Consider the following 22,537-nt stretch of genomic DNA (forward strand, 5'->3'; position numbering starts at 1 on the left):
GGGGGCATGAAGGGACGCATCCTTGTGGTCGACGACGACGTCGCCCTCGCCGAGATGATCGGCATCGTGCTCCGCTCCGAGGGGTTCGAGCCGCAGTTCTGCTCCCATGGCGACGAGGCCATCGGGGCGTTCCGCTCCGGTCAGCCCGACCTCGTGCTGCTCGACCTCATGCTGCCGGGCAAGGACGGGACCGAGATCTGCCGGATGATCCGAGCCGAGTCCGGTGTCCCGATCGTCATGCTCACCGCGAAGAGCGACACCGTGGACGTCGTCCTCGGCCTGGAGTCGGGCGCGGACGACTACATCGCCAAGCCGTTCAAGCCCAAGGAGCTCATCGCGCGCGTCCGGGCGCGTCTGCGTCACACGGACGAGCCGAGCCCCGAGCACCTGACCATCGGAGACCTCGAGGTCGACGTCACGGGGCACCGGGTCTCCCGTGACGGTGAGCTCATCCCGCTCACCCCCCTGGAGTTCGACCTCCTCGTGGCGTTGGCGCGCAAGCCGTGGCAGGTCTTCACGCGTGAGGTGCTGCTCGAGCGGGTCTGGGGATACCGGCACGCCGCCGACACCCGGCTCGTCAACGTGCACGTGCAACGCCTGCGTTCCAAGATCGAGCACGACCCGGAGCACCCGGAGATCGTGGTGACCGTGCGCGGCGTCGGCTACAAGGCGGGCCCGGCCACGACGTGAGCGGGACCTTCGTGCCGAGGCTGAGGCGCACGGTGCGCCTCAGCTGGTGGCGCACCCTCGGCGCGTTCCGGTCCGGGGTGCACCGTTGGCGCGCGTCGCTGCAGATCCGTGTCGTGACCTCGACCCTCGTCGTGGGCACGGTGGCGCTGCTCGTGCTGGGCGGGTACCTGTCCGGGTGGATCCGCGACGGGCTCTTCGACGAGCGCGTGGGTCAGCTCCTCGAGGAGAGCGCTCGAGCGGCCCAGCAGGCGCAGAGCAACTTCAACGCCGCCGGAACCCCGACGCCGGCGGAGGTCAGTGCCCTCATGCGGGACCTCGTCTACCGTCTCCAGTCCAGCGGTTCGGGACAACCGGAGGTGTTCCTGCGCCGGGCACCCGGTGACTCGCCGATCCTGGTGAACGACCAGGTCACCAACGAGGCCTTGACCGGCTTGATCACCCCCGAGCTCCGAGCGGCGGTGCAGTCCTCCGACAAGCAGACCTGGATGTCGGTCGCGATCCCGCAGCCTGACGGCGTTCGCGACCCGGGGATCCTCGTGGGCTCCCTGGTGAACGTGCCGACGGCAGGTACGTACGAGCTGTACTTCCTGTACAGCCTCGCAGCCGAGCAACGCACCTTGGCGTTCGTCCAGCAGGTGCTGGCCGCTGCGGCGGCCGGTCTCGTGGCGCTGATCGGCGTCATGACCTTCCTGGTGACCCGGCAGGCGGTGCGCCCCGTGCGCGGTGCGGCGAGGGTTGCCCAGCGGTTCGCCGACGGGCACCTCTCGGAGCGGATGACCGTCAAGGGCGTCGACGAGATGGCCACCCTGGCGCGCTCGTTCAACGACATGGCCGGCTCGCTGCAGGACCAGATCGGCCGGATGGAGGAGATGTCGCGCATGCAGCGCCGGTTCGTGTCCGACGTCTCGCACGAGCTGCGCACCCCGCTGACGACCATCCGGATGGCAGCCGAGGTGCTCTACGCGGCGCGCGTGGACCTGGACGCAGGTGCGGCCCGTTCCGCCGAGCTGTTGGCCACCCAGCTGGACCGGTTCGAGGAGCTGCTGGCGGACCTCCTGGAGATCTCCCGGTTCGACGCGGGCGCGGCAATGCTCGATGCGGAGAGTGTCGACGTGCGCGACGTGGTGACCACGGCCATCGAGCAGGCGGGACCGTTGGCGCAGCGCAAGGGCGTGTGGCTGCGTGTCGAGCTCCCCGCAGAGCGAGTGGTCGCAGACGTGGACCCGCGCCGCGTCGAGCGCGTGCTGCGCAACCTCCTGGTCAACGCGATCGAGCACGCCGAGGCGCGGCCGGTGGAGGTCCGGCTCGCGCAGGACAACCGCGCGCTCGCGGTGAGCGTGCGTGACCACGGCGTCGGCATGACCCCGGAGGAGGTGGCCCACGTGTTCGACCGGTTCTGGCGCGCCGACCCCGCGCGGGCCCGCACCACCGGGGGCACCGGGCTGGGTCTGGCGATCTCGATCGAGGACGCCCATCTGCACGGCGGACGCCTGGAGGCCTGGGGCAGGGAGGGGCACGGTGCGGTGTTCCGCCTCACCCTGCCGTTGCGCGCCGGTCTGACGATCGGGGACCCCCCGCTGCCGCTGGCGCCACCCCGCGAACCACGTGAGGTCGCGCCCACCGACCGGCTCGGCCCGGCCGCGGTCCCGGACCTGGACCCCTTGGAGGCGCCGTGAGACACCGGTTGTGGGCCCTCGCGCTGGCCTGTGCCGTGAGCCTGGCCGGCTGCGCGGCGATCCCGACGTCCGGCCCGATCCAGACGGGCGACGTGGCCCTGAACGATCCCGGCCCGCCGATCCCCGTGGCCATGGAGCCGCCGCGGGACGGCACCCCGGAGACGATCGTCTACGGGTTCCTGGCTGCGAGTGCGGCAGGACTGTCCGACCAGTTCGTGGGCGCCCGCAAGTACCTCACCTACCAGGCCGCCTCGACCTGGGTGCCGACCTCGCAGCTGCTGGTGTACCCGTCGACCGGCAAGCTGACGGTGGACCCCGAGAGCGACGGCAAGGTCGTGGTGCGCGTCCCGGTGCAGGGCTCCCTGGACGACGCAGGCGTGTACACCGAGGCCCCGCCCGGCGGTGAGCAGGAGCTCGCCATGGAGCTGACCCAGAACGTCGACGGCCAGTGGCGGATCTCCAGCCTGCAGAACGTCGTGGTGATGTCCTCGATCGACTTCACGACGTACTACCGCCAGGTCCCGGTGTACTTCGCCTCGAAGGACGCGACGCACCTGGTCCCCGACGTGCGCTGGGTGCCGGCCAGCGGGGCGGCCAGCGCGGCGGCCCGCGCCCTGCTGGCCGGGCCCTCGCCGTGGCTGCGCGACGCGGTGGTGTCGGGGGCTCCGGAGGGGACCCGGCTCGGTTCGGCCGGCGTGGAGATCGGCGCGGACCAGACCGCGACCGTGGACCTGAGCGCGGCCGCCGGGACGGCGAACGCCGACCAGCGCAACCTGCTCATCGCCCAGCTCACCGCGACCCTCAGCGGGCTGCCCGCGGTGGTGTCCTCCGTCGAGGTGTCCGCCGGCGGCGGCAAGCCGTGGGAGGCCACCGGGCGCACCGACATGGTCCGCAACCCGGAGCCCGACACCGGCCCGTACGTGATCGCGGGGAACGCGCTCCAGGTGCTCGACGGGGACAAGCTCACCCCGGTGGAGGGTGTGGCGCCCCTGCCTGTCGGGGCGGCCGACCCGGCGCTGTCGCAGGACGGCGAGGTCCGGGTCGTCGTCGTGGACGGGACGCGCCTGCTGCGCCTGCCGGCCGACGGCTCGCCCCCCGTGCAGATCCTGGCGGGTCCCAACCTGCTGTCGCCCTCGATCGACCGGTTCGACTGGATCTGGACCGCCCGGTCCGACCAGCCTGGGCTGGTGGCGGTGTCCGCGTCCGGTGACGCGGTCCCGGTGTCGGCCGACTGGTTGGCGGGCTCGCAGGTGATCTCGATCGCCGTCGCGCGCAGCGGTTCGCGGATCGCGGTCGTCCACCAGGGGGATGACGGGCGTCCCGTGATCGATGTCGCAGCGATCCTGCGGGACGGGTCCGGGCGGCCCCAGCGGCTGGGCCCCACGTTCCAGGTCGGCCAGTCGATGAACGGTGCGAGCCAGGTCGAGTGGATGGACGAGAGCACCCTCGCCGTGCTCGGCCTGAGCGGCTCGCTCGTCGTGCCGACCACGCACATGGTCCCGGTGGGTGGGCAGACCGACCCGCTGCCGCTGGTCGACGGCACGGTCACGATCGCTGCCGGGCGCGGCGCGCGGGCGCTGTACCTCGCCGACTCCGACGGCCAGCTGCTGTGGCGGCAGGGTGCGGCGTGGGTGCCGGTCGCCTCGGGTGTGCAGGATCCCGTCTTCCCGGGTTGACCGGCCCGGGCCCGGTTGTGCATGACGGTCGATCGACCGGGCCGGTGGCGAGGATGGGCGGGTGCGCACCCGGCTGCTCCAGGAGGTTCTCGGCCTGGTGCTGCCGGTGTGCTGCGCGGGCTGCGGGACAGCGGAGGTGCCGTGGTGCGAGGGCTGCGCGGAGCACCTCAGGGTGGTCGGGCGACGTGAGGACGCCCTGCCCCGGCTGGCGCGCGCGGAGGGCAGCCCGCCGCTGCCGGTGTGGACCGCGGGGTCCTACGCCGGTCCCGTGCGTCGCGCAGTGCCCGCCTGGAAGGACGGCGGCCGCGCCGACCTGACCGACGTCATGGTCGCCGCCGTGCGCAGCGCCGCGGCGCAGGCAGCCGAGGCCCTGGCGGGCGTGGAACACCTGCGGGTGGTCCCGGTGCCCTCCCGCGCGGCCGCGGTGCGCCGGCGCGGCATGGACCTGGTGGGAGCGCTCGCGGCAGGGGTGTGTGCGGAGCTCGGCGCAGCACCGAGGGCCGCGGTGAGCCGAGCGGTCGGCCGCTACGGCGGCCGTGACCAGGTGGGCCTGGGAGCCCGGGCGCGCGGCCGGAACGCCACGGCGTTCCGACTGCGACACGCCGACGCGGACGTCCCGCACCTCCTGGTCGACGACGTCGTGACCACCGGCGCCACGCTCGCGGCCTGCGAAGACGTGCTCGCCCGGGCGGGCGTCCTGGTGGTGGGAGCCGTTGCGGTGGCCGCCACGCCGGGGATCACCCGCCCAGCGCTTCACCCTGGGCAGGAACAGGATTAACGTCAGTACATGGAGCAGCTCCGCAGACCGGGTCGGGTGACCCGGGGCGGGGCTGTACGTGTCTGGCCCGCCGTGCAGGCGTGGCCCCGAGCGTGTGGGGGGTGGTGCCTGCCGTCCGCCCCATGAGGGTCTCACCGTCGTTCCCCCCTGGACGGTTCGTCCGCCCTACCCCTGGAGGTTGCACCATGGAGATCGCCGTCGTCGGACGTCATGCCGAGGTCTCGGACCGGTTCCGGCGCCACGTCGAGGACAAGCTGGCCAAGGTGTCCCAGCTGGCACCCCGCGCCCAGCGCGTCGATGTCGAGATCACCCATGAGAAGAACCCACGCCAGTCCGGCACGAGCGAGCGTGTGGAGCTGACGGTTCGGGGGAAGGGGCCGGTGGTGCGGGCGGAGGCGTCCGCGGACGACCCCTACGCCGCGCTCGACCTGGCCAGTGCCAAGCTCATGGAGCGGCTCCGGCGGGCCCGGGACCGGCACAAGGACCGCCGCAAGGGGACCGGACTGCCGGACCTCGCGGCCCAGCCGGCGGTCGAGGAGGAGCCCCCGACCCTCGAGGTCGGCGCCGAGCCCACGGTGACGGCCGACGGCGCCGTGGAGATGCCCTGGGGTGACTCGCCGGTGGTGATCCGCGAGAAGCTGCACCACGCGGAGCCGATGAGCCTCGACGACGCGCTCTACGAGATGGAGATGGTCGGGCACGACTTCTTCCTCTTCGTCGACGCGGAGACGTCGCTGCCGTCGGTCGCCTACCGGCGCCGTGGCTGGAGCTACGGCGTGATCCGGCTCGACGCCCCTGTGGCCGTGCCCGCGGCCGCGGTCTGAGCCCCGCGTGTCGGTGGTCCACGGCACCATGACCTCGTGGCCCCCGACGAGCTGAGCCTGTCCCAGGCGCGCCGCACCGCGCTGCGTGCCCAGGGCCTGGACCGTCCCCGGCGGCCGCGCGCCGGGGACGGTCCGTCGATGCGGCACCTCATGGCGGTCGTGGAGCGCACCGGCCTGCTGCAGATCGACTCGGTCAACGTGCTGGCCCGGGCTCACCTCATGCCGGCGTTCTCCCGACTCGGCCCCTACGACGTGTCGTTGATCGACCGCGCGTCCGGACGGCGGCCCCGTCGCCTCGTGGAGGCCTGGGCGCACGAGGCGTCCTACGTCCCGCCGAGCACGTGGCCGATGCTGGGGTGGCAGCGGCGGTCCTGGCGGGACCGGTGGTGGGGGGAACGGGACGGCTTCGTCCGGGAGCACGCGCGCGAGCTGGACGAGGTCCGCCGGATGGTGCGTGACGAGGGGCCCGTGACGGCCTGCCAGGTGCACGCGCGGTTCGCCGACCACCACCCGCACACGGGGGGTGGCTGGTGGGACTGGTCCGTGGCCAAGCGGGCGCTCGAGCGGCTGTTCTTCGTCGGCGAGGTCGCCGTCGCGGGCCGGACCACGTCGTTCGAGCGCCGCTACGACCTGCCTGCACGTGTCCTGCCGCCCGACGTCCTGGCAGCCCCGGAGCCCGCAGAGGCGGACGCGGTGCGCGCCCTGGTGGAGATCGCGGCGCGGGCGCACGGCGTGGCGACCGTCGGGTGCCTGGCCGACTACTTCCGGATGAGCACGGCGCGGGCAGCGGCCGCCGCGGACGAGCTGGTCGAGTCCGGCGTGCTCGTGCCGGTGCGAGTCCGCGGGTGGGCGCGACCGGCCTATCGGCACCGCGACGCCACGGTGCCGCGCCGGGCGACCGGCGCCGCGCTGCTGTCCCCGTTCGACCCGCTGGTCTTCGAGCGTCGGCGGCTGCAAGAGCTGTTCGGGACCCGGTACCGGATCGAGATCTACACGCCGCGGGACAAGCGGGTGCACGGCTACTACGTGCTCCCGTTCCTGCTGGGGGAGCGCATCGCCGCTCGCGTCGACCTCAAGGCGGACCGCCGGGCCGGCGTCCTCCTGGTGCAGGCGGCCCACCGCGAGGAGCACGACGACCGTGTGGTCCCGTCGCCCGGCGAGGTCGCGGCCGCGCTCGCCGCGGAGCTGGCGCTCCTGGCGCACTGGCTCGGTCTGGCGGGCGTCGAGCTCGGCGACCAGGTGCACGGGGACCTGGTGGGGCCGCTCGCCGCCGAGCTGGGGACGGCGGTCGGGCGGTAGCGGGCGACGGCGTCGTGACCGACGGCTCAGCCCCGGTGCGGCTCGCGCGCGGGCCACCACCCCCGGCCTAAGCCAAGCTACCCGGCGGGCCGCCGCGGTCACCACACCTGGGCCGGGTCCCGCACGGGGCCATCGACCCCGTCGACGCGCACCTGGCACCCGGCTCGCGAGTCCCGACAGGCGGTGGTGGGGTCCGCTGTGCGTCCGCGACGTCGTCGGGGCCCGAGTTGCGCCTACCATGGCTGCTGGTCCGCAACGGCAGCGATGGGTGCCGGGGCGGCCTCGTCGCGTGCCGACCGGTGCGCGGCACCGCCGACCATGGAGCGAGAGTGCCACTTCTCGACCGGATCCTGCGGATGGGTGAGGGCCGGGTCCTGCGGCGCCTGGCCGGGATCGCCGACCAGGTCAACGCCCTCGAGGACGGTTTCGTCGCGCTGAGCGACGCCGAGCTGCGCGAGGAGACCGATCGGTTCCGCGCGCGGCTGGCCGACGGCGAGGACCTCGACGCGCTGCTGCCCGAGGCGTTCGCCGCGGTGCGCGAGGCCGCGAAGCGCACCCTGGGTCAACGGCACTTCGACGTGCAGCTCATGGGCGGCGCGACCCTGCACCAGGGCAACATCGCGGAGATGAAGACCGGTGAGGGCAAGACCCTCGTCGCGACCCTCCCGTCGTACCTGAACGCGCTCACCGGCAAGGGTGTGCACGTCGTCACGGTCAACGACTACCTGGCGAGCTACCAGAGCGAGCTGATGGGGCGCGTGCACCGGTTCCTCGGCCTGACCACCGGCTGCATCCTGTCCGGGCAGACTCCGGAGCAGCGCCGCGTCGAGTACGCCGCGGACATCACGTACGGCACGAACAACGAGTTCGGGTTCGACTACCTGCGCGACAACATGGCCTGGCGCCCCGAGGACCTGGTCCAGCGCGGCCACCACTTCGCGATCATCGACGAGGTCGACTCGATCCTCATCGACGAGGCGCGCACCCCGCTGATCATCTCGGGTCCCTCGTCCGGCGATGCGAACAAGTGGTACTCCGAGTTCGCCAAGCTCGTCCTGCGCCTCAAGCGCGAGGAGGACTACGAGGTCGACGAGAAGAAGCGCACCGTCGGTGTGCTGGAGTCGGGGATCGAGAAGGTCGAGGACTACCTCGGCATCGAGAACCTCTACGAGTCCCTCAACACCCCGCTGATCGGCTTCCTCAACAACGCCATCAAGGCCAAGGAGCTGTTCACGCGGGACAAGGACTACGTCGTGATGAGCGGCGAGGTGCTGATCGTCGACGAGCACACCGGGCGCATGCTGCCCGGGCGGCGCTACAACGAGGGCATGCACCAGGCCATCGAGGCCAAGGAGGGCGTGCAGATCAAGGCGGAGAACCAGACCCTCGCCACGATCACGCTGCAGAACTTCTTCCGGCTCTACGACAAGCTGGCCGGGATGACCGGTACCGCCCAGACCGAGGCGGCCGAGTTCATGAGCACCTACAAGCTCGGCGTGGTGCCGATCCCGACGAACATGCCGATGATCCGCGCCGACCAGTCGGACCTCGTCTACAAGCACGAGGAGGCCAAGTTCGACGCCGTCGTGGCGGACATCGTCGAGCGGCACGCCAAGGGGCAGCCCGTGCTCGTCGGCACGGTCAGCGTCGAGAAGTCCGAGTACCTGTCCAAGCTGCTGCGCAAGCAGGGTGTCCCGCACGACGTGCTCAACGCCAAGGCGCACGCGCGCGAGGCGTCGATCGTCGCCCAGGCCGGCCGCAAGGGCGCGGTCACGGTGGCGACGAACATGGCCGGCCGCGGCACCGACATCATGCTGGGCGGCAACGCCGAGTTCATGGCCGTGGAGGAGATGACCCGTCGCGGTCTGGACCCGGCCGCGCAGCCGGAGGAGTACGAGGCCGCCTGGCCCGAGGTCCTGGCGGCCACCCAGAAGTCCGTTGCGGACGAGCACGAGGAGGTCCTCGAGCTCGGCGGGCTGTACGTGCTCGGCACCGAGCGGCACGAGTCACGGCGCATCGACAACCAGCTGCGCGGACGCTCCGGACGACAGGGCGACCCGGGGGAGTCCCGGTTCTACCTGTCGATGACCGACGACCTCATGCGGTTGTTCAACTCCGGGCTGGCCGAGTCGATGATGAACCGGGCCGGGTTCCCCGACGACCTGCCCATCGAGTCCAAGATGGTCACCCGCGGCATCCAGAGCGCGCAGTCGCAGGTCGAGGCCCGCAACTTCGAGATCCGCAAGAACGTCCTCAAGTACGACGACGTGCTGTCCCGCCAGCGCGAGGTGATCTACGACGAACGCCGTCGGGTGCTCGAGGGCGAGGACATGGCCGAGCAGATCCAGCACTTCGTCGCCGACGTGCTGACCGGCTACGTCCAGGCGGCGACGGCCGAGGGCACCCCCGAGATGTGGGACCTGGACGCCCTGTGGACGGCCCTGCGGGCGGTCTATCCCGTGTCGATCACCGCCGACGAGGTGATCGAGGAGGCCGGCTCGCTGCCGCGCCTGACGCCCGAGCTCCTCATCGAGGAGATCACCTCCGATGCGAAGATCGCCTACGCCGCGCGCGAGGAGGAGATCGGCGAGGAGAACATGCGCACGCTCGAGCGGCGCGTGGTGCTCAGCGTCCTGGACCGCAAGTGGCGCGAGCACCTGTACGAGATGGACTACCTCAAGGAGGGCATCGGCCTGCGGGCGATGGCCCAGCGCGACCCGCTCGTCGAGTACCAGCGGGAGGGCTTCCAGCTCTTCGAGGCGATGAACGACGCGATCAAGGAGGAGTCGGTCACCTACCTGTTCAACCTCGAGGTGAAGGTCGCCGAGGAGGGGGAGCAGGCCGAGGGTGGCGCGCCGGAGCCGTCGGCTGAGGTCCAGGCCGCTGCTCCCGCGGGGCCGGTCGAGGAGCGCGCGGCGCCGGAGCCGGGCGAGGCGCCCGGCGCACCCCCGGCTGGCCGGGCTGCCCCGACCCGGGCCCGGAGGGCCACCCCGACGCTGATCGCGCAGGGCCTGGACGGGCCCGAGCGGCGGGTGCCGCTGTCCTACTCCGCGCCGAGCGTGGACGGTGACGCAGCGCCGGAGGTGCGCGCAGACCAGGGCGCCCAGTCGCCGGAGAAGGATGGCCAGACCTACCCCGGGACGCCGCGCAACGCGCAGTGCCCGTGCGGGTCGGGCAAGAAGTACAAGCTCTGCCACGGCAAGAACGAGGCTTGAGCGCGTCAGCCGATCTGCAGCACGGTGGCCCGCCACCGTCTCCGGTGGACCTGGAGGCGGAGGGCAGCGGCGCGAACCCGCGCGCCGTCGTGCACCACGACGCACGCCTCCGCCGCGCGCGGTGACACGCGGTACACCCGGGTGGACCGTACGGTGGCGCGCCGGCGGTGCGGCGGCGCGCCGGCCACGCGTGCGCTGAGCTGGTCGAACACCTCGGGTGCCAGCCACCGGGCCAGCTGAGCCACCGGGCGCGTGCCGGACAGCGCCTCGACGGCTGCGAGGACGATCGCGCCGGCGATCGGGGCCGGATCGGGCAACCGGGTCCGGGTTGTGGGGTCGGACGGGGGCACGGGCCAGTCCTCCTCGGCCGCGGGCATGAGGACGGAACGCGTCACCGGGTGGCGCAGCACGACCTCGCGCGGGTCGGGCTGCGTGCGGGGCTCGCAGACCGGGGGCAGCAGCAGGTGGGGGCGGCGGATCGCCGTGCTCACGCGCGGCACCGCGAGGGTCGTCGCCCCGGTCACGCCGGTTCCCCCACGGGCTGCACGAGCACTTGCCCGGGCAGCAGCAGACCCGGGTCAGGACCGATCGTCGCGCGGTTCGCGGCGTACCAGGCGGGCCAGGCGGCGGCGACCTCGGCGTCGGACGCCCCGGGCGGGAGGTGCGAGGCAGCGATCGACCACAGGCAGTCCCCGCGGCGCACGGTGACCCTCGCGCGCTCCGCGGCCTGCGTGGCCGACCGTGTGGTGGCTGCGCCGGCGGGCGTCGGCCGGGTTGCCGAGACCGGGTGTGCCGGTCGTCCGGACGCCTGGGGCTCCGGCGTCGTCGAGGTGTGCGGGGCCGGGACCGGGTGTGCGGTCGGGACGCCGTGGGCGGTGGGTCCCTCAGCGGAGGCCGACGCGGCGGTCGGGGAGCTCGCTCGCCGGCCGAGCGGCTGGTCGACCAGATCGGGGGCCTGCGCGGTGATCTGCCATCCGAGGTCCGGCGGGGTCTCGGCCAGCGCCGGCGCGGACAACCCGCTCAGGCCCAGGCTGATCCCGACCACCAGGACGCGGCGCAGCCCGCGCGGGGTCAACCGGGCGCCCACGCGCTCGACGGCCACCCACCTCCGGCCGACGGCGCCCGACACGGCGCCGAGCAGCACGGCCGTCATGCCGACCGCCAGGACGAGTGCCGCAGCCGTTCCCAGGCCGAGGACGGCCGTGGCCACGCGCTCGTCGATCGTGGCGGTCCGCGGCGCCGCGTTCACGAGCGCGCGCGTCAGCGCCGTGGCGGCCGCGAGCGCCAGCGCCCACGCCGCGACTGCTCGCGTCAATGAGAGGCGTCCCGACTTGATCGTGTTTGATCTCGTTTGAGGCATGAGGCGCAGGTTAGCCGCACTCGGCCCGTCATGTGTGGGTTTGTGGACGGAGCCGTCGCGGGGCGGTGCCGCGTCAGACCTCGTGCTCCGCCAGCTCCCGGAACTCGTCTGGCATGCCGCGGTGGGTCAGCAGCGCCGGGGCGTAGCCCACCGCGTCGCGGCCGAACCTGGTCCGGATCGCGTCCATCGAGGCGTCGACGGCCCACCGGGCCGCACCCGGGGGTGAGCCGGGGCGCCACGGGTCCGGAGGGTCGAGGTCGAGCTCCAGCTGGAGCACGCGCTGGTCGCAGAGCCGGGACACGGAGACGGCCAGGAGGGTGATCTCCGCACCGGCCTGGTCGGTGATCGCCGACCAGGCGAGGCGTTCCGCGACCTCGGTGAGCGTCAGCGTCGTCGCGACCGGCTGCGTGAGGGTCAGCGACCGGGTGACCGAGCGCATCGCGGTGAACCGCACCCGCACGGTCACGGTGCGCCCGGCCCGCCCGCCCTCGCGAAGGCGGCGGCTGACCCGGTCCGCCAGGTGGGCGAGGGTGGCCCGCACCAGCTCGCGCGTGGGCCGGTGGCGCCCGAGTGCGGACTGGGCCCCGACCGAGTGCGCGTGCCGCCCGCCGGCGACCCGGCGCGGATCCTCGTCCACGGCCATCGCGTGCAGCCGGTGCCCCACGGCGTGACCCAGCAGCCGCTCCACGACCGGGGACGGCGTCGCCGCAAGGTCGCCGATGGTCCGGATCCCGCGTGCGGCCAGGCGCTGCGCCGTGACCGGCCCGACGCCCCAGACGAGGTCCACGGGCAGCGGGTCGAGGAACGTCCGCTCGCCGCCCGGCGGGACCACGACCAGGCCGTCCGGCTTGGCCACCTGGGAGGCGATCTTGGCGAGGTGCTTGGTGCGCGCCGCGCCGACCGAGATCGGCAACCCGACCTCCTGCCGCACCCTGCGTCGCACGAGTGCCCCGATCGCAGCGGCGTCGCCGAACAGGTGCTGCGCACCGGAGATGTCGCAGAACGCCTCGTCGATCGAGATCCGCTCGACCAGCGGGGTGACGTCCGCGAGCACGTCCATCACGCGGTCGGCGATCGGCTGGTACTTCTCGACGTGGCCCGTCACGAACACCAGGTCCGGGCACAGCCGGGCTGCGCGCCACCCGGGCATCCCGCCCGCGACGCCGAAGGCCTTGGCCTCGTAGGAGGCCGCGAGCACGACGCCGCCGCTCGGGCTGCCGCCCACCGCGATCGGGCGGCCGCGCAGCTGGGGCGTGAGGAGCTGCTCGACGGAGGCGTAGAACGCGTCGAGGTCCGCGTGCAGGATCGTGGGTCCCGGGCCCATGGCTCCAGGATAGTCGAACACCTGTTCGATTCGCACGGTCTGAGGTTCGACCGGCTGTCCGCCGCTAGCGTGTCCCTGTGCGCTGGGATGCCCTGTTCGCTGATCTCGAGGCTCGGTTGGATGCCGCCGCGGTGGCGGACCGCGTGGACGAGATCGCCGAGCGCACCCGGGTCGAGCGTGCGACCGTGGGGGTGGTGGACCGCCTCCGGGCACAGTCCGGACAGGTGGACGTGCTGCTCCGGGACGGTTCGAGCGTCTCCGGTGCGGTCAGCGACGCGGGGCCCACGTGGTTCCTGCTGGCGGACGGCCCCCGCGAGCACCTCGTCCCTACCGCGGCGGCGGTGGCGGTCGGTGGCCTGACCGACCGCGTGGAGCCGAGCGCCGGGGCGGTGCTCTCCCGGCTCGGCCTCGGTCATGTGCTGCGTGGCCTGGCCCAGGACCGCACCGTGGTCCGGGTGCGAGCGGCCGGGCTCGTCCTCGTCGGCCGCGTGGACGCGGTGGGGTCCGACCACGTCGACCTCGCAGCGGTGGCCGCGGACACCCTGCGACCGACCGGGCACCGACGCGCCGTGGCGACCGCGCTGATCGACGTGCTCACCAGGGCCTGAGGGCCGCGCCGCCGGTCGTCGGGGCTGTGGTGCCGGGACCCGACGGCGCCCTCGCCGCGTGGGTCGCCGGGTGCGGGCTCCCCGCACCCGCCGCGGGCCGCGCCGGCGCCTCAGACGTCGTGCTGGCCGCCGTCCTCGTCGCCCCGGCCGTCTGGCGCCACCTCGGCGGTTCCCATGTCTCGTTCACGTTCGATGCGCTGCCGGGTCTCGGCGTACATCCGCTGGATGTAGGCCTCCAGCGCGTCGGCCTCCACGCGCCACTGGTTGCGACCGCCGATCTGGATCGCCGGTAGGTCTCCGGAGTTGACCAGCGCATAGGCCTGGGACGCAGAGATGTTGAGCACCTCGCACACGTCCGGGAGCTTGAGGAACCTCGGTGGCACGGCGCCAGTCTGGCACGGCATCGGCTGGCGCGATGAGCCGTCCACAACCCCCCACGCGTACCCGGCATACCCGGCATGATGTGCGTGGCACACGGAGGGGGCAGGCATGACCACGGAAAGTCCGGCAGCGGTCCGGCTGCGCAGGCCCGGGTGGCGGGACCCACGGCTGCTCGCGGGCCTGGCGCTGGTGGCGCTGTCGGTTGCGCTGGGCGGCTACGCCGTTGCGACGGCCGGGCGGACGGTGCCCGTGCTCGCCACGCCGCGCGCCCTGGTGCCGGGGGACGAGGTCGACCCGGGCGCGCTCACGGTCCGGGAGGTGCGCCTCGCCGAGGCGGGGGCGCTGTACCTGCGCGCGGACCGCGAGCAGGAGGACCACCTCGTCGCGGTGCGGGCGGTGGGACCCGGAGAGATCGTGCCGCTCGCGGCCGTCGCGCCCGCAGCCGCGCTCGACCTGCGCACCGTCTCCGTCACGCCGCGAACGGCCGTGCCGACCGGTGTGGTCGCGGGCTCGGTGGTGGACCTGTGGTTCGTGCCGCGTGCCGGGGACGGCGACGAGGTGCCGCACCAGCTCGCCGGCGGCCTGACGGTCGTGGACGTCACGGATGCACGCGGCGCCCTGTCCGTCGGCGGCTCGGTGACCGTGCACGTCCAGGTGCCGGTCGACCAGCTTGCCGACGTGCTGGGTGCGCTGGCCGCCGACGGCTCGGTCGAGGTCGTCCCGGTGGCCGGGGTGGTGCCCGCGTCGTGACGGCCGTGCTGTGCGCCGTCCGGGGTGCGGGCGAGACCGCCGTCGTCCGTGCGCTGTCCGCCGCCGGGGGCCTGACCGTCGCCCGGCGGTGCGCGGATCTCGCCGAGCTGCTGTCCTCCGCCGCCGCGGGCCACGGGCGGGTCGCGGTGATCTCGGCTGACCTGCCCGGGCTCGACCGCGAGGCGGTGCGGCACCTGCACGGCTCCCAGGTGTGGGTCGTGGTCCTGTCCGACGACGCCGTCGGGTGGGACGCCGGGCGGTGTGCTCGGCTGGGCGGGGACGCGGTCGCGCCCGGCGACCGACCCGAGGAGATCGTCGGCGCGGTCCGCGGGGTGTCGGGCCGTGGTGAGTCCGGGCCCGGGGCGCCGGATGCACCGATCGCGCGTGTGCCCGAGCCTGCCCGGGCCCCGGGGCGGGTCGTCGCGGTGTGGGGTCCGACCGGAGCCCCTGGGCGGACCACGGTGGCCCTCGGGCTCGCCGAGGCGTTGGCCAGGGAGGGTTGCCTGCTGGTCGACGCCGACCCGTACGGTGGCACGGTCGCGCCCGCGATCGGCATGCTCGACGAGGCGCCGGGCATCGCCGCTGCCTGCCGCACCGCCGCGACCGGGCGACTGGACCGCCTGGCCCTCGGGGCCCTGACCCCGGTGGTCGCCCCCGGGCTGCGCGTCCTCTCGGGCATCACCAGGGCCGACCGGTGGCCCGAGCTGGCGCCGGCGCACCTCGAGGAGGTCTGGACGGTGGCGCGGCAGCTGGACCCGTGGGTGGTCGTCGACTGCGGCTTCTGCCTCGAGCGCGACGAGGCCCTGAGCTACGACACGCGCGCGCCGCAGCGCAACGGCGCCACCCTGTCCGCACTCGCCGAGGCCGATGTCGTGATCGCCGTGGGCGCGGCCGACCCGATCGGGCTGCAACGCCTGGTCCGTGGCCTGATGGAGCTGGACGACCTCGATCTGGCCGCCGAGCGGATCGTCGCCGTGTCCAAGGTCCGGGCGAGCGTCGCCGGCAACCGGCCCGTGGAGGCCGTGCGGGGCGCCTTGGCGCGCTACGCGGGCGTCACCGACGTGCAGCTGCTGCCCTGGGACCCCGGCACCTGCGACGCGGCCGTGCTCGCCGGGCGTCTGCCCGGCGAGGTGGGCCGCGGCTCGGTCCTGCCCGAGGCGCTCGCACAGCTCGCCGGAGCGTTGCGCTCGCGCGTGGTGGCCGGCGCGGCACACTGAGGCCGTGCGCATCTACCTGCCTGCGACCGTGACCGAGCTCGGCGACCCCGACGGGCTGGTGGCCCGTGTCGTCCACGCCGTGACCCCCGCACTGCGGGCCGCACTGCCGGACGAGGACGAGGAGGGCCTGGAGTTCGCCGCCCAGCTGCTCGCCGCCGACGACTCCTTGGACCTGCTGGGCGAACGCCCGGACGCGCCGTTGCGTCGCGTGGTCGTGGCCGCAGACGTCCCGCAGGAGGCCGTGGCGCCCCTGGCAGACGACGACGCGGCGCCCAGCGCCGTCCGGCTGCTGACGGCGGTCCCATGGTCGGACGTCGCGTGCGCGCACGTCGACGAGGTGGCGGCCGCCGAGGACGTCACGGCCGCTCTGGCCGGTGACGAGGACGCCGCGGACCGGCTGGCAGACCGGGACCTGCTGTGGTTCGACGTGGGTGAGCTCGCCCGGCTGGCCGCCGGCCACGAGTGAGGCGTGGCCGGCCGCCGGCCGGGCGGTCGGTCACAGTGATGGCTGCAGCAGGTCCACGACCAGCTGGTGGAGGGCACCGTTGGTGGCCACGGCGTTGCCGCCGAACGGACCGGGCTCGCCGTCCAGCGAGGTGAACCGGCCGCCGGCCTCGACCACGATCGGCACCAGGGCGGCCATGTCGTGCAGCGCGAGCTCCGGCTCGGCTGCGATGTCGACCGCACCCTCGGCCACCAGGCAGTAGGACCAGAAGTCTCCGTATGCCCGGGTCCGCCACACCGTCCGAGCCAGGTGCAGGAACCCGGGCAGGCGGCCCGTCGCCTCCCAGCCGGTCAGCGACGAGTAGGACAGCGACGCGTCCGTGAGGTCACGGACGCCCGACACGTGCAGCTGGGTCGCCGCGGCGAGTGACCGCCCCGTCCACGCCCCCGACCCGGAGGCGGCCCACCAGCGTCGGCCCAACGCCGGCGCGCTGACCAGCCCGAGGACCGGCTCGCCGTCGTCGATGAGGGCCAGCAGCGTCGCCCAGACCGGCACGCCGCGGACGAAGTTCTTCGTGCCGTCGATCGGGTCGACCACCCACCGGCGCGCGCCGTGACCGGTGAGCCCCATCTCCTCGCCGAGCACGGCGTCCCGCGGCCGGGCTCGGCCGAGCTGCGCGCGCACGACGTCCTCCGCGCCGCGGTCCGCGTCGGTGACCGGCGTGGTGTCCGGCTTGGTCTCCACACGCAGGTCCTGGGCGCGGAACCGGCTCATCGTCAGGCCGTCGACCTGGTCGGCGATCACGTGCGCCAGCCGCAGGTCGTCGTCGTACCGGCGTGCCTGGGGTGGGCTCATGCCTGCACGCTAGCGTGCCGCGTCGCTCTCCCCGGCGCGGGAGGCCAGGAGTCGGCGCAGCGAGTCGACCCGGGTCTCCCGCCCGGCGCGATCCGGCTCCGTGCCGGCCTCGGCGACCCACTCGTCCAGGGCGCAGTCCGGAGCGTCGGCGGCGTGCGTGCACCCGCGCGGGCAGCGTTCCTCGGCGACGTCCGCCAGGTCGTCGAAGGCGGCGAGGATCCGGTCGGGCTGCACGTGCGCGAGCCCGAACGAGCGCACCCCTGGCGTGTCGATCACCCACCCACCGTCGTCCGGGAGCCGGAGCGCGACCGCTGACGAGGAGGTGTGCCGCCCCCGCCCCGTGACGTCGTTGACGTGGCCGGTGGCGCGGTCGGCGTCCGGCACCAGCGCGTTGACGAGTGTCGACTTGCCCACCCCGGAGTGCCCCACCAGCACCGACAGTCGTCCGGCGAGCCGTTCCCGCACCTCCTCGAGCCCGTCGATCGCGCGGGCTGCACCATCCGGGCGCCGCCCCACGACCACGGTGCGCACCCCGAGGGGTGCGTACATCGCCACCATCGGCTCGGGTTCGGCCAGGTCGGCCTTGGTCAGGCACAGCAGCAGGTCCATGCCGGCGTCGAAGGCCGCCACCACGCAGCGGTCGATGAGCCGGGTGCGCGGTGCCGGGTCGGCCAACGCCGTCACCACGACGAGCTGGTCGGCGTTGGCCACGATCACGCGTTCGACGGGATCGGTGTCGTCCGCGGTGCGGCGCAGGACCGTGGTGCGTTCGGCGACGCGCACGATGCGCGCCAGCGTGCCCGGTCGCCCGCTCGTGTCGCCGACGATGTCGACCTGGTCGCCGCACACCACGCGGGTACGACCGAGCTCGCGGGCCTTCATGGCCTGGACCTCACGCGAGCCGTCCGACATGAGCAGCGCGTATCGCCCGCGGTCCACACCGGTGACCGTGGCGCGCTCGGCATCGGCGTGCTCGGGGCGCTGCTTGGTACGCGGCCGGGAGCCGCGCCCGGGGCGCACCCGCGCGTCGCGCTCGTCGTACTCGCGCCCGCTCACGGGTGCGGAATCGCCGGTCGGTCGGTCATCGCCTCACGCCTCGAGCCCGAGCATGCGCGTCCACAGGTCCACGAACCCGGGCAGCGTCTTGCGCGTGGTCGTGACGTCGACCACCTCGACGCCCGGTACGCGCAGGCCGACGAGCGCGCCGGCGGTGGCCATCCGGTGATCGCGGTACGTCTCCCACACCGCGCCGTGCAGCGTGCGCGGGGTGACCACCAGGCCGTCAGAGGTCTGCTCGACCTGTGCCCCGACGCGAGTCAGCTCGGTAGCGAGCGCGGTCAGCCGGTCGGTCTCGTGACCGCGGATGTGCCCGATCCCGCGCAGCCTCGTGGGGGAGTCCGCGAGGGCGGCAAGGGCAGCAACGGTGGGCGCGAGCTCGCTCGCGGTCCGGAGGTCGACGTCGACCCCGTGCACCTGTCCGGTCCCCGTCACGGCCAGCGCGTCGCCGACCCGTTCGGCACGCCCACCCATCGCCTCGAGGAGCTCAGGCAGCATCGCGCCGGGCTGGGTGGTGCGTCCCGGCCACCCGGAGACCCGCACGGTCCCCCCCGCCACGAGGGCAGCGGCGAGGAACGGGGCGGCGTTGGAGAGGTCGGGCTCGACACGCAGGTCGCGGCCCGCCACGGGCCCTGGGTGGACCTGCCAGATGTCGGGACGCGAGTCGTCGACCCGGACGCCCGCCTCGTGCAGCACCTCCACGGTCATCGCGATGTGCGGCAGGCTCGGGAGGGTCGTGCCCGTGTGCCGGACCGTCAGGCCGTCGGGGAGCGCCGCGGCGCTGAGCAGCAGGCCTGAGACGAACTGCGAGGACGTGCTCGCGTCGACGTCGACGGCACCACCGTGCAGCGGCCCGCGGACGGTGAACGGGAGCGCGGCCCGCCCGCCGTCGTCGACCCGAGCGCCCAGCGTGCGCAGCGCGGCCAGGACGGGGCCCATCGGCCGCACCCGTGCCTCGGGGTCGCCGTCGAAGTGTGTGGTGCGACCGGTCAGGGCGGCCACGGGGGGCAGGAACCGCATCACGGTGCCGGCCAGGCCGCAGTCGACCCGCGCCTCACCGTCCGCCGCGAGCAGGGGACCTGCCCGGAGCCCCTGCGGGGTCCAGGTCATCTCCTGCGCCCCGAGGGCGGTGAGCCCCGCAGCCATCAGCTCCGTGTCCCGTGAGGCGAGCGCACCGCGGAGCATGCTGGGTCCGGCAGCGAGCGCCGCGAGGACCAGGTACCGGTTGGTCAGGGACTTCGAGCCCGGCACGACGACCACGGCGTCCAGCGGGGCGTCGGCGGTCGGGGCGTGCCAGGTCATGCGCGCAGGCTACCGGGCGCGCCCCGGCTGCCGAGGGTCTCAGGACGCCCGGGAGCGTGCCTGGGCCGCGAGAGCCGAGGCACGGGCGGCCGCCACGCGGGCCTCGCTGCGCGCGGCACGCGCCGCGGCCCGGGACCGCCGGGCGGCGTCGCGGGCGAGGAGGCCGGCCTCCTGCCGGGCCGCACGCGCGGCAACCCGCGCCTGGCGACGGGTGGTCGCCGTCGCGTGCTCCACGGTCCGCCGGGCGGTCGCCGCGCCGTGCTGCATCTCGCGCTGCAGGGCGCGATCGACGCGCGCGTGCTCGACGCGCCAGGCCATGGACGGCCGGCCTTCGTGGTCGATACCCGCGAGCAGGGCCCCACCGAGCATCGAGACCGCGCGGACCAGGTGCTCGCGCTCCTCCGCCGGCATCGACCGGAGCGCGCCGGGGCTGGTGGGCGCGTAGGCGACCACCAGGGGCGCGGTCAGGCCCGCGAGGGTCAGCGCGCAGGTCCGCGGTGCCTTGCCCGCGACGAGCAGGACTGCGGCAGTCGTCATGGCACCGCCGTGCGCGCGTGCGATGAGCCGCAGCCGCTTCTCGTCCGGAACCGGGGGCAGCCCGGCGCGCCCGGCGAGCCGGGCCCAGGTCGACCGGACCTTGGCGGTGTGTGAGGCGGGGTGGCGCAGTGCGCTCCACCCCTCGACGGCGAACCAGGTGGCGAACAGCGACCTGGCGACCCGGCGGACCACCATGGATGTGCCTCCCTCGTGTGGCGCGGATCACGATCAGGTTCCACGCTAACGCCTCCGGCCTCTGCGGGCACGGGAATGTGACCGCGCCGTGCCCGCGTTGGGCATGGCGTGAGCATCCTGTGCCCTGAGGTGCGCCGCGGCGGCGCGCGCGGTCTAGGCTCGTGGCCGATGAGCGAGGAGACCAATCGCGCGCCCGAGGTCGAGCCTGCCGAGGACCGTGCCGCGCGCTTCGAGAACGAGGCCCTGGCGTACGTCGATCAGCTGTACTCGGCTGCGTTGCGCATGACACGCAACCCCACCGATGCCGAGGACCTGGTCCAGGAGACGGTCGCCAAGGCGTTCGCCGCGTTCCACCAGTACAAGCCGGGGACGAACCTCAAGGCGTGGCTGTACCGGATCCTGACGAACACCTTCATCAACACCTACCGCAAGAAGCAGCGCGAGCCGCAGCAGTCCTCTGGCGAGGAGATCGAGGACTGGCAGATCGCGCGAGCCGCGTCGCACACCTCGACCGGGCTCCGCTCGGCGGAGGCCGAGGCGCTCGACGCCCTGCCGGACTCCGACGTCAAGGAGGCCCTGGCCGCCATCGGCGAGGACTTCCGGATGGCGGTCTACCTGGCCGACGTCGAGGGCTTCTCCTACAAGGAGATCGCGGAGATCATGGGTACGCCGATCGGCACGGTGATGTCGCGGCTGCACCGTGGCCGCCACCAGCTGCGTGAGCTGCTCACCGACTACGCGCGTGAGCGTGGCCTCGTCCCGCAGGGAGGTGACTCGTGAACGACGACCGTCCGGCCGACTGCGCTGAGGCGTTGGCCAGGTTGTTCGACTTCCTGGACTCCGAGATCGACGAGATCGACGGGGACCGCATCCGCCAGCACCTGGCCGACTGCGACGGGTGCCTGCACGAGTACGACATCGAGCACCACCTCAAGACCCTGGTGCGCCGGTCCTGCAGCGACGCGGCGCCCGCGGAGCTGCACGTGCGCATCCGTCAGCAGCTGACCGTGCTACGGGCCCGGATGGAGACCTCGGGCTGAGACGACGGCGGGCGGCGGACCGCCGGTCCGCCGCCCGCACGTCTCAGGCGTTGGGTCGCCTGCCGTGGTTCGCCGCGTTCCCCTTGCGGGAGCGACGCTTGCGGCCTCGCTTGCTCATCAGTGCTCCTTTCGAGCGGCGTCCATGGTCCCATACCCGCGGTGTCGACGCGTCCGCGACCCTCAAGTCGGACGCGTCGTCGTCCGATGGTGAGGTGTGACCGCGAAGCCTCAGTCCGTGATCCCGCTGCTGCACGCGTTGGTGTCCAGCGGAGGCTCCGACCTCCACTGCAAGGTGGGCTCTGCGCCCCGCCTGCGCGTCGACGGTCGCCTGCGTCGCCTGCAGGTCCCCGAGCTCAGCCCGGAGGACACGGCGGCGATGGTGGCCGAGGTGATGCCCGAGGTGCTCACCGCCGAGTTCGCCGAGCAGCACGAGGCCGACTTCGCCTACTCGCTGGCCGGCGTAGGACGGTTCCGCGTCAACGCCTTCCGCGCCCGTGGCGCCTCGGGTCTGGTGTTCCGGCGCGTGTCGGTGGGGGCCCAGAGCCTGGTCGAGCTCGGCATCCCCGAGGTGGTCGGCGAGCTGGCCCTCGAGCCGCGGGGCCTCGTGCTCGTGACCGGTCCGACGGGCTCCGGGAAGACGACGACGCTCGCCTCGCTCGTGGACCTGATCAACACCTACAAGGAAGTCAACATCGTCACGATCGAGGACCCGATCGAGATCCTGCACTCGGACAAGAAGGCGATCGTGTCCCAGCGCGAGGTCCGCTTCGACACCGCGGACTTCACCACCGCGCTGCGCGCGGCGATGCGCCAGGACCCCGACGTGATCCTGGTGGGCGAGATGCGCGACACGGAGACGGTGCGCGCCGCGCTGTCCGCCGCGGAGACCGGGCACCTGGTGATGTCCACCCTGCACACGATCGACGCGCAGGAGACCGTGAACCGGATCGTCGACTTCTTCCCCCCGCACGAGCAGAAGCAGATCCGTGGCGCCCTCGCGCAGGCGCTGCGGGGGATCGTCTCCCAGCGTCTGCTGCGCAAGGCCGACGGGACGGGACGGGCGGCGGCCATCGAGGTCATGGTCAACACGGGTCGCACCGCCGACGCCATCGTCGAGCCGTACGACAACCCCCCGCTGATCGACCTGATCGCCGAGGGCGAGTACTACAAGATGCAGACCTTCGACCAGCACCTGTTCCAGCTCGTCAGGGACGGCGTCGTCACCTACGACGACGCCTGCGGGGTGGCCACGAACCCCCAGGACCTCACGGTGGCGCTGCGCGGCGCCGGCGTCGAGTACTGAGGTCCC

At 73.7% G+C, this 22,537-nt stretch carries 23 protein-coding genes and 1 pseudogene; 15 read left to right on the forward strand and 9 right to left on the reverse strand.

The window, feature by feature from the left end:
• Positions 1-6 precede the first annotated feature (6 nt).
• The 8 genes and pseudogenes from mtrA to Q6348_RS15725 all read left to right on the forward strand — a co-directional run bounded on the left by mtrA (position 7) and on the right by Q6348_RS15725 (position 10,158).
• On the forward strand, positions 7-690 hold the full coding sequence (gene mtrA / locus Q6348_RS15425; protein WP_304602280.1) for an MtrAB system response regulator MtrA: 684 nt from the start codon (positions 7-9) through the stop codon (positions 688-690).
• An 11-nt stretch (positions 691-701) separates the two neighbouring features.
• Positions 702-2,366, forward strand: a complete 1,665-nt coding sequence (gene mtrB, locus Q6348_RS15430) for an MtrAB system histidine kinase MtrB (RefSeq protein ID WP_304602281.1) — start codon at positions 702-704, stop codon at positions 2,364-2,366.
• Positions 2,363-4,042 carry an LpqB family beta-propeller domain-containing protein gene (locus tag Q6348_RS15435; RefSeq protein WP_304602282.1) on the forward strand — a complete coding sequence of 560 codons (1,680 nt, stop codon included), beginning with the start codon at positions 2,363-2,365 and terminating at the stop codon, positions 4,040-4,042. The genes mtrB and Q6348_RS15435 overlap by 4 nt, the downstream gene beginning before the upstream one ends.
• Positions 4,043-4,103: 61 nt before the next feature.
• Positions 4,104-4,820, forward strand: a complete 717-nt coding sequence (locus Q6348_RS15440) for a ComF family protein (protein ID WP_304602283.1) — start codon at positions 4,104-4,106, stop codon at positions 4,818-4,820.
• A 185-nt stretch (positions 4,821-5,005) separates the two neighbouring features.
• A complete protein-coding gene (gene hpf / locus Q6348_RS15445) occupies positions 5,006-5,644 on the forward strand; it encodes a ribosome hibernation-promoting factor, HPF/YfiA family (RefSeq protein ID WP_304602284.1) in 639 nt (212 codons plus the stop codon).
• 36 nt (positions 5,645-5,680) lie between these two features.
• Complete coding sequence (locus Q6348_RS15450; RefSeq protein WP_304602285.1) at positions 5,681-6,943, forward strand: winged helix-turn-helix domain-containing protein; 1,263 nt, start codon at positions 5,681-5,683, stop codon at positions 6,941-6,943.
• A gap of 356 nt (positions 6,944-7,299) precedes the next feature.
• Positions 7,300-9,762: pseudogene (gene secA / locus Q6348_RS15455) on the forward strand (preprotein translocase subunit SecA); the annotation flags it as partial.
• Positions 9,763-10,026: 264 nt separating this feature from the next.
• The gene (locus tag Q6348_RS15725) at positions 10,027-10,158 is read left to right on the forward strand and encodes an SEC-C metal-binding domain-containing protein (protein WP_434062013.1); all 132 of its coding nucleotides are present in this window, start codon (positions 10,027-10,029) and stop codon (positions 10,156-10,158) included.
• A gap of 5 nt (positions 10,159-10,163) precedes the next feature.
• Here Q6348_RS15725 and Q6348_RS15460 read toward each other — a convergent pair whose 3' ends face one another.
• The 3 genes from Q6348_RS15460 to dinB form a co-directional block, all read right to left on the reverse strand.
• Positions 10,164-10,649, reverse strand: coding sequence for an Rv3235 family protein (locus Q6348_RS15460; protein ID WP_304602287.1), 486 nt, complete (start codon positions 10,647-10,649; stop codon positions 10,164-10,166).
• A 29-nt stretch (positions 10,650-10,678) separates the two neighbouring features.
• A complete protein-coding gene (locus tag Q6348_RS15465; RefSeq protein ID WP_304602288.1) occupies positions 10,679-11,473 on the reverse strand; it encodes a LysM peptidoglycan-binding domain-containing protein in 795 nt (264 codons plus the stop codon).
• A gap of 118 nt (positions 11,474-11,591) precedes the next feature.
• A complete protein-coding gene (gene dinB, locus Q6348_RS15470; protein ID WP_304602289.1) occupies positions 11,592-12,842 on the reverse strand; it encodes a DNA polymerase IV in 1,251 nt (416 codons plus the stop codon).
• Between the two features lie 77 nt (positions 12,843-12,919).
• Between dinB and Q6348_RS15475 the strand changes: the two genes are divergently transcribed.
• Positions 12,920-13,450, forward strand: coding sequence for a hypothetical protein (locus tag Q6348_RS15475; protein WP_304602290.1), 531 nt, complete (start codon positions 12,920-12,922; stop codon positions 13,448-13,450).
• A gap of 110 nt (positions 13,451-13,560) precedes the next feature.
• Here Q6348_RS15475 and Q6348_RS15480 read toward each other — a convergent pair whose 3' ends face one another.
• Entirely contained in the window at positions 13,561-13,833 is a 273-nt protein-coding gene (locus Q6348_RS15480) for a helix-turn-helix transcriptional regulator (protein WP_304602291.1), read from the reverse strand.
• A 106-nt stretch (positions 13,834-13,939) separates the two neighbouring features.
• On the opposite strand from Q6348_RS15480, the gene Q6348_RS15485 reads away from it, so the two are divergent.
• From Q6348_RS15485 to Q6348_RS15495, 3 genes are read left to right on the forward strand one after another with little or no spacing between them, the layout of a single operon-like run.
• Positions 13,940-14,581, forward strand: coding sequence for a hypothetical protein (locus tag Q6348_RS15485; RefSeq protein WP_304602292.1), 642 nt, complete (start codon positions 13,940-13,942; stop codon positions 14,579-14,581).
• Positions 14,578-15,798, forward strand: coding sequence for a CpaE/TadZ family protein (locus Q6348_RS15490; protein WP_304602293.1), 1,221 nt, complete (start codon positions 14,578-14,580; stop codon positions 15,796-15,798). Before Q6348_RS15485 ends, Q6348_RS15490 begins: the two co-directional genes overlap by 4 nt.
• Positions 15,799-15,802: 4 nt before the next feature.
• On the forward strand, positions 15,803-16,264 hold the full coding sequence (locus Q6348_RS15495) for a DUF6912 family protein (protein WP_304602294.1): 462 nt from the start codon (positions 15,803-15,805) through the stop codon (positions 16,262-16,264).
• 30 nt (positions 16,265-16,294) lie between these two features.
• Here Q6348_RS15495 and hisN read toward each other — a convergent pair whose 3' ends face one another.
• Genes hisN through Q6348_RS15515 form a run of 4 tightly spaced genes read right to left on the reverse strand, consistent with a single transcriptional unit; the run spans position 16,295 to position 20,188 of the window.
• Positions 16,295-17,098 carry a histidinol-phosphatase gene (gene hisN / locus Q6348_RS15500; protein ID WP_304602295.1) on the reverse strand — a complete coding sequence of 268 codons (804 nt, stop codon included), beginning with the start codon at positions 17,096-17,098 and terminating at the stop codon, positions 16,295-16,297.
• 9 nt (positions 17,099-17,107) lie between these two features.
• Entirely contained in the window at positions 17,108-18,154 is a 1,047-nt protein-coding gene (gene rsgA / locus Q6348_RS15505; protein ID WP_304602296.1) for a ribosome small subunit-dependent GTPase A, read from the reverse strand.
• Between the two features lie 33 nt (positions 18,155-18,187).
• Complete coding sequence (gene aroA, locus Q6348_RS15510) at positions 18,188-19,456, reverse strand: 3-phosphoshikimate 1-carboxyvinyltransferase (RefSeq protein ID WP_304602297.1); 1,269 nt, start codon at positions 19,454-19,456, stop codon at positions 18,188-18,190.
• A 39-nt stretch (positions 19,457-19,495) separates the two neighbouring features.
• Positions 19,496-20,188, reverse strand: a complete 693-nt coding sequence (locus Q6348_RS15515) for a DoxX family protein (RefSeq protein WP_304602298.1) — start codon at positions 20,186-20,188, stop codon at positions 19,496-19,498.
• Positions 20,189-20,356: 168 nt separating this feature from the next.
• On the opposite strand from Q6348_RS15515, the gene Q6348_RS15520 reads away from it, so the two are divergent.
• Both Q6348_RS15520 and rsrA read left to right on the forward strand, forming a co-directional pair.
• Positions 20,357-20,968 carry a sigma-70 family RNA polymerase sigma factor gene (locus Q6348_RS15520; protein ID WP_304602299.1) on the forward strand — a complete coding sequence of 204 codons (612 nt, stop codon included), beginning with the start codon at positions 20,357-20,359 and terminating at the stop codon, positions 20,966-20,968.
• Positions 20,965-21,228, forward strand: a complete 264-nt coding sequence (gene rsrA / locus Q6348_RS15525) for a mycothiol system anti-sigma-R factor (protein ID WP_304602300.1) — start codon at positions 20,965-20,967, stop codon at positions 21,226-21,228. The genes Q6348_RS15520 and rsrA overlap by 4 nt, the downstream gene beginning before the upstream one ends.
• A 43-nt stretch (positions 21,229-21,271) precedes the next feature.
• Here the strand turns inward: rsrA and Q6348_RS15730 are convergent, their stop codons facing one another.
• Positions 21,272-21,346 carry a 50S ribosomal protein bL37 gene (locus tag Q6348_RS15730; protein ID WP_098459088.1) on the reverse strand — a complete coding sequence of 25 codons (75 nt, stop codon included), beginning with the start codon at positions 21,344-21,346 and terminating at the stop codon, positions 21,272-21,274.
• A 96-nt stretch (positions 21,347-21,442) separates the two neighbouring features.
• Between Q6348_RS15730 and Q6348_RS15530 the strand changes: the two genes are divergently transcribed.
• Positions 21,443-22,531: a type IV pilus twitching motility protein PilT gene (locus tag Q6348_RS15530; protein ID WP_304602301.1), complete on the forward strand. Its 1,089-nt coding sequence runs from the start codon at positions 21,443-21,445 to the stop codon at positions 22,529-22,531.
• Positions 22,532-22,537 lie beyond the last annotated feature (6 nt).

The sequence above is a fragment of the Actinotalea lenta genome, from assembly GCF_030586465.1.
GTDB lineage: Bacteria > Actinomycetota > Actinomycetes > Actinomycetales > Cellulomonadaceae > Actinotalea > Actinotalea lenta.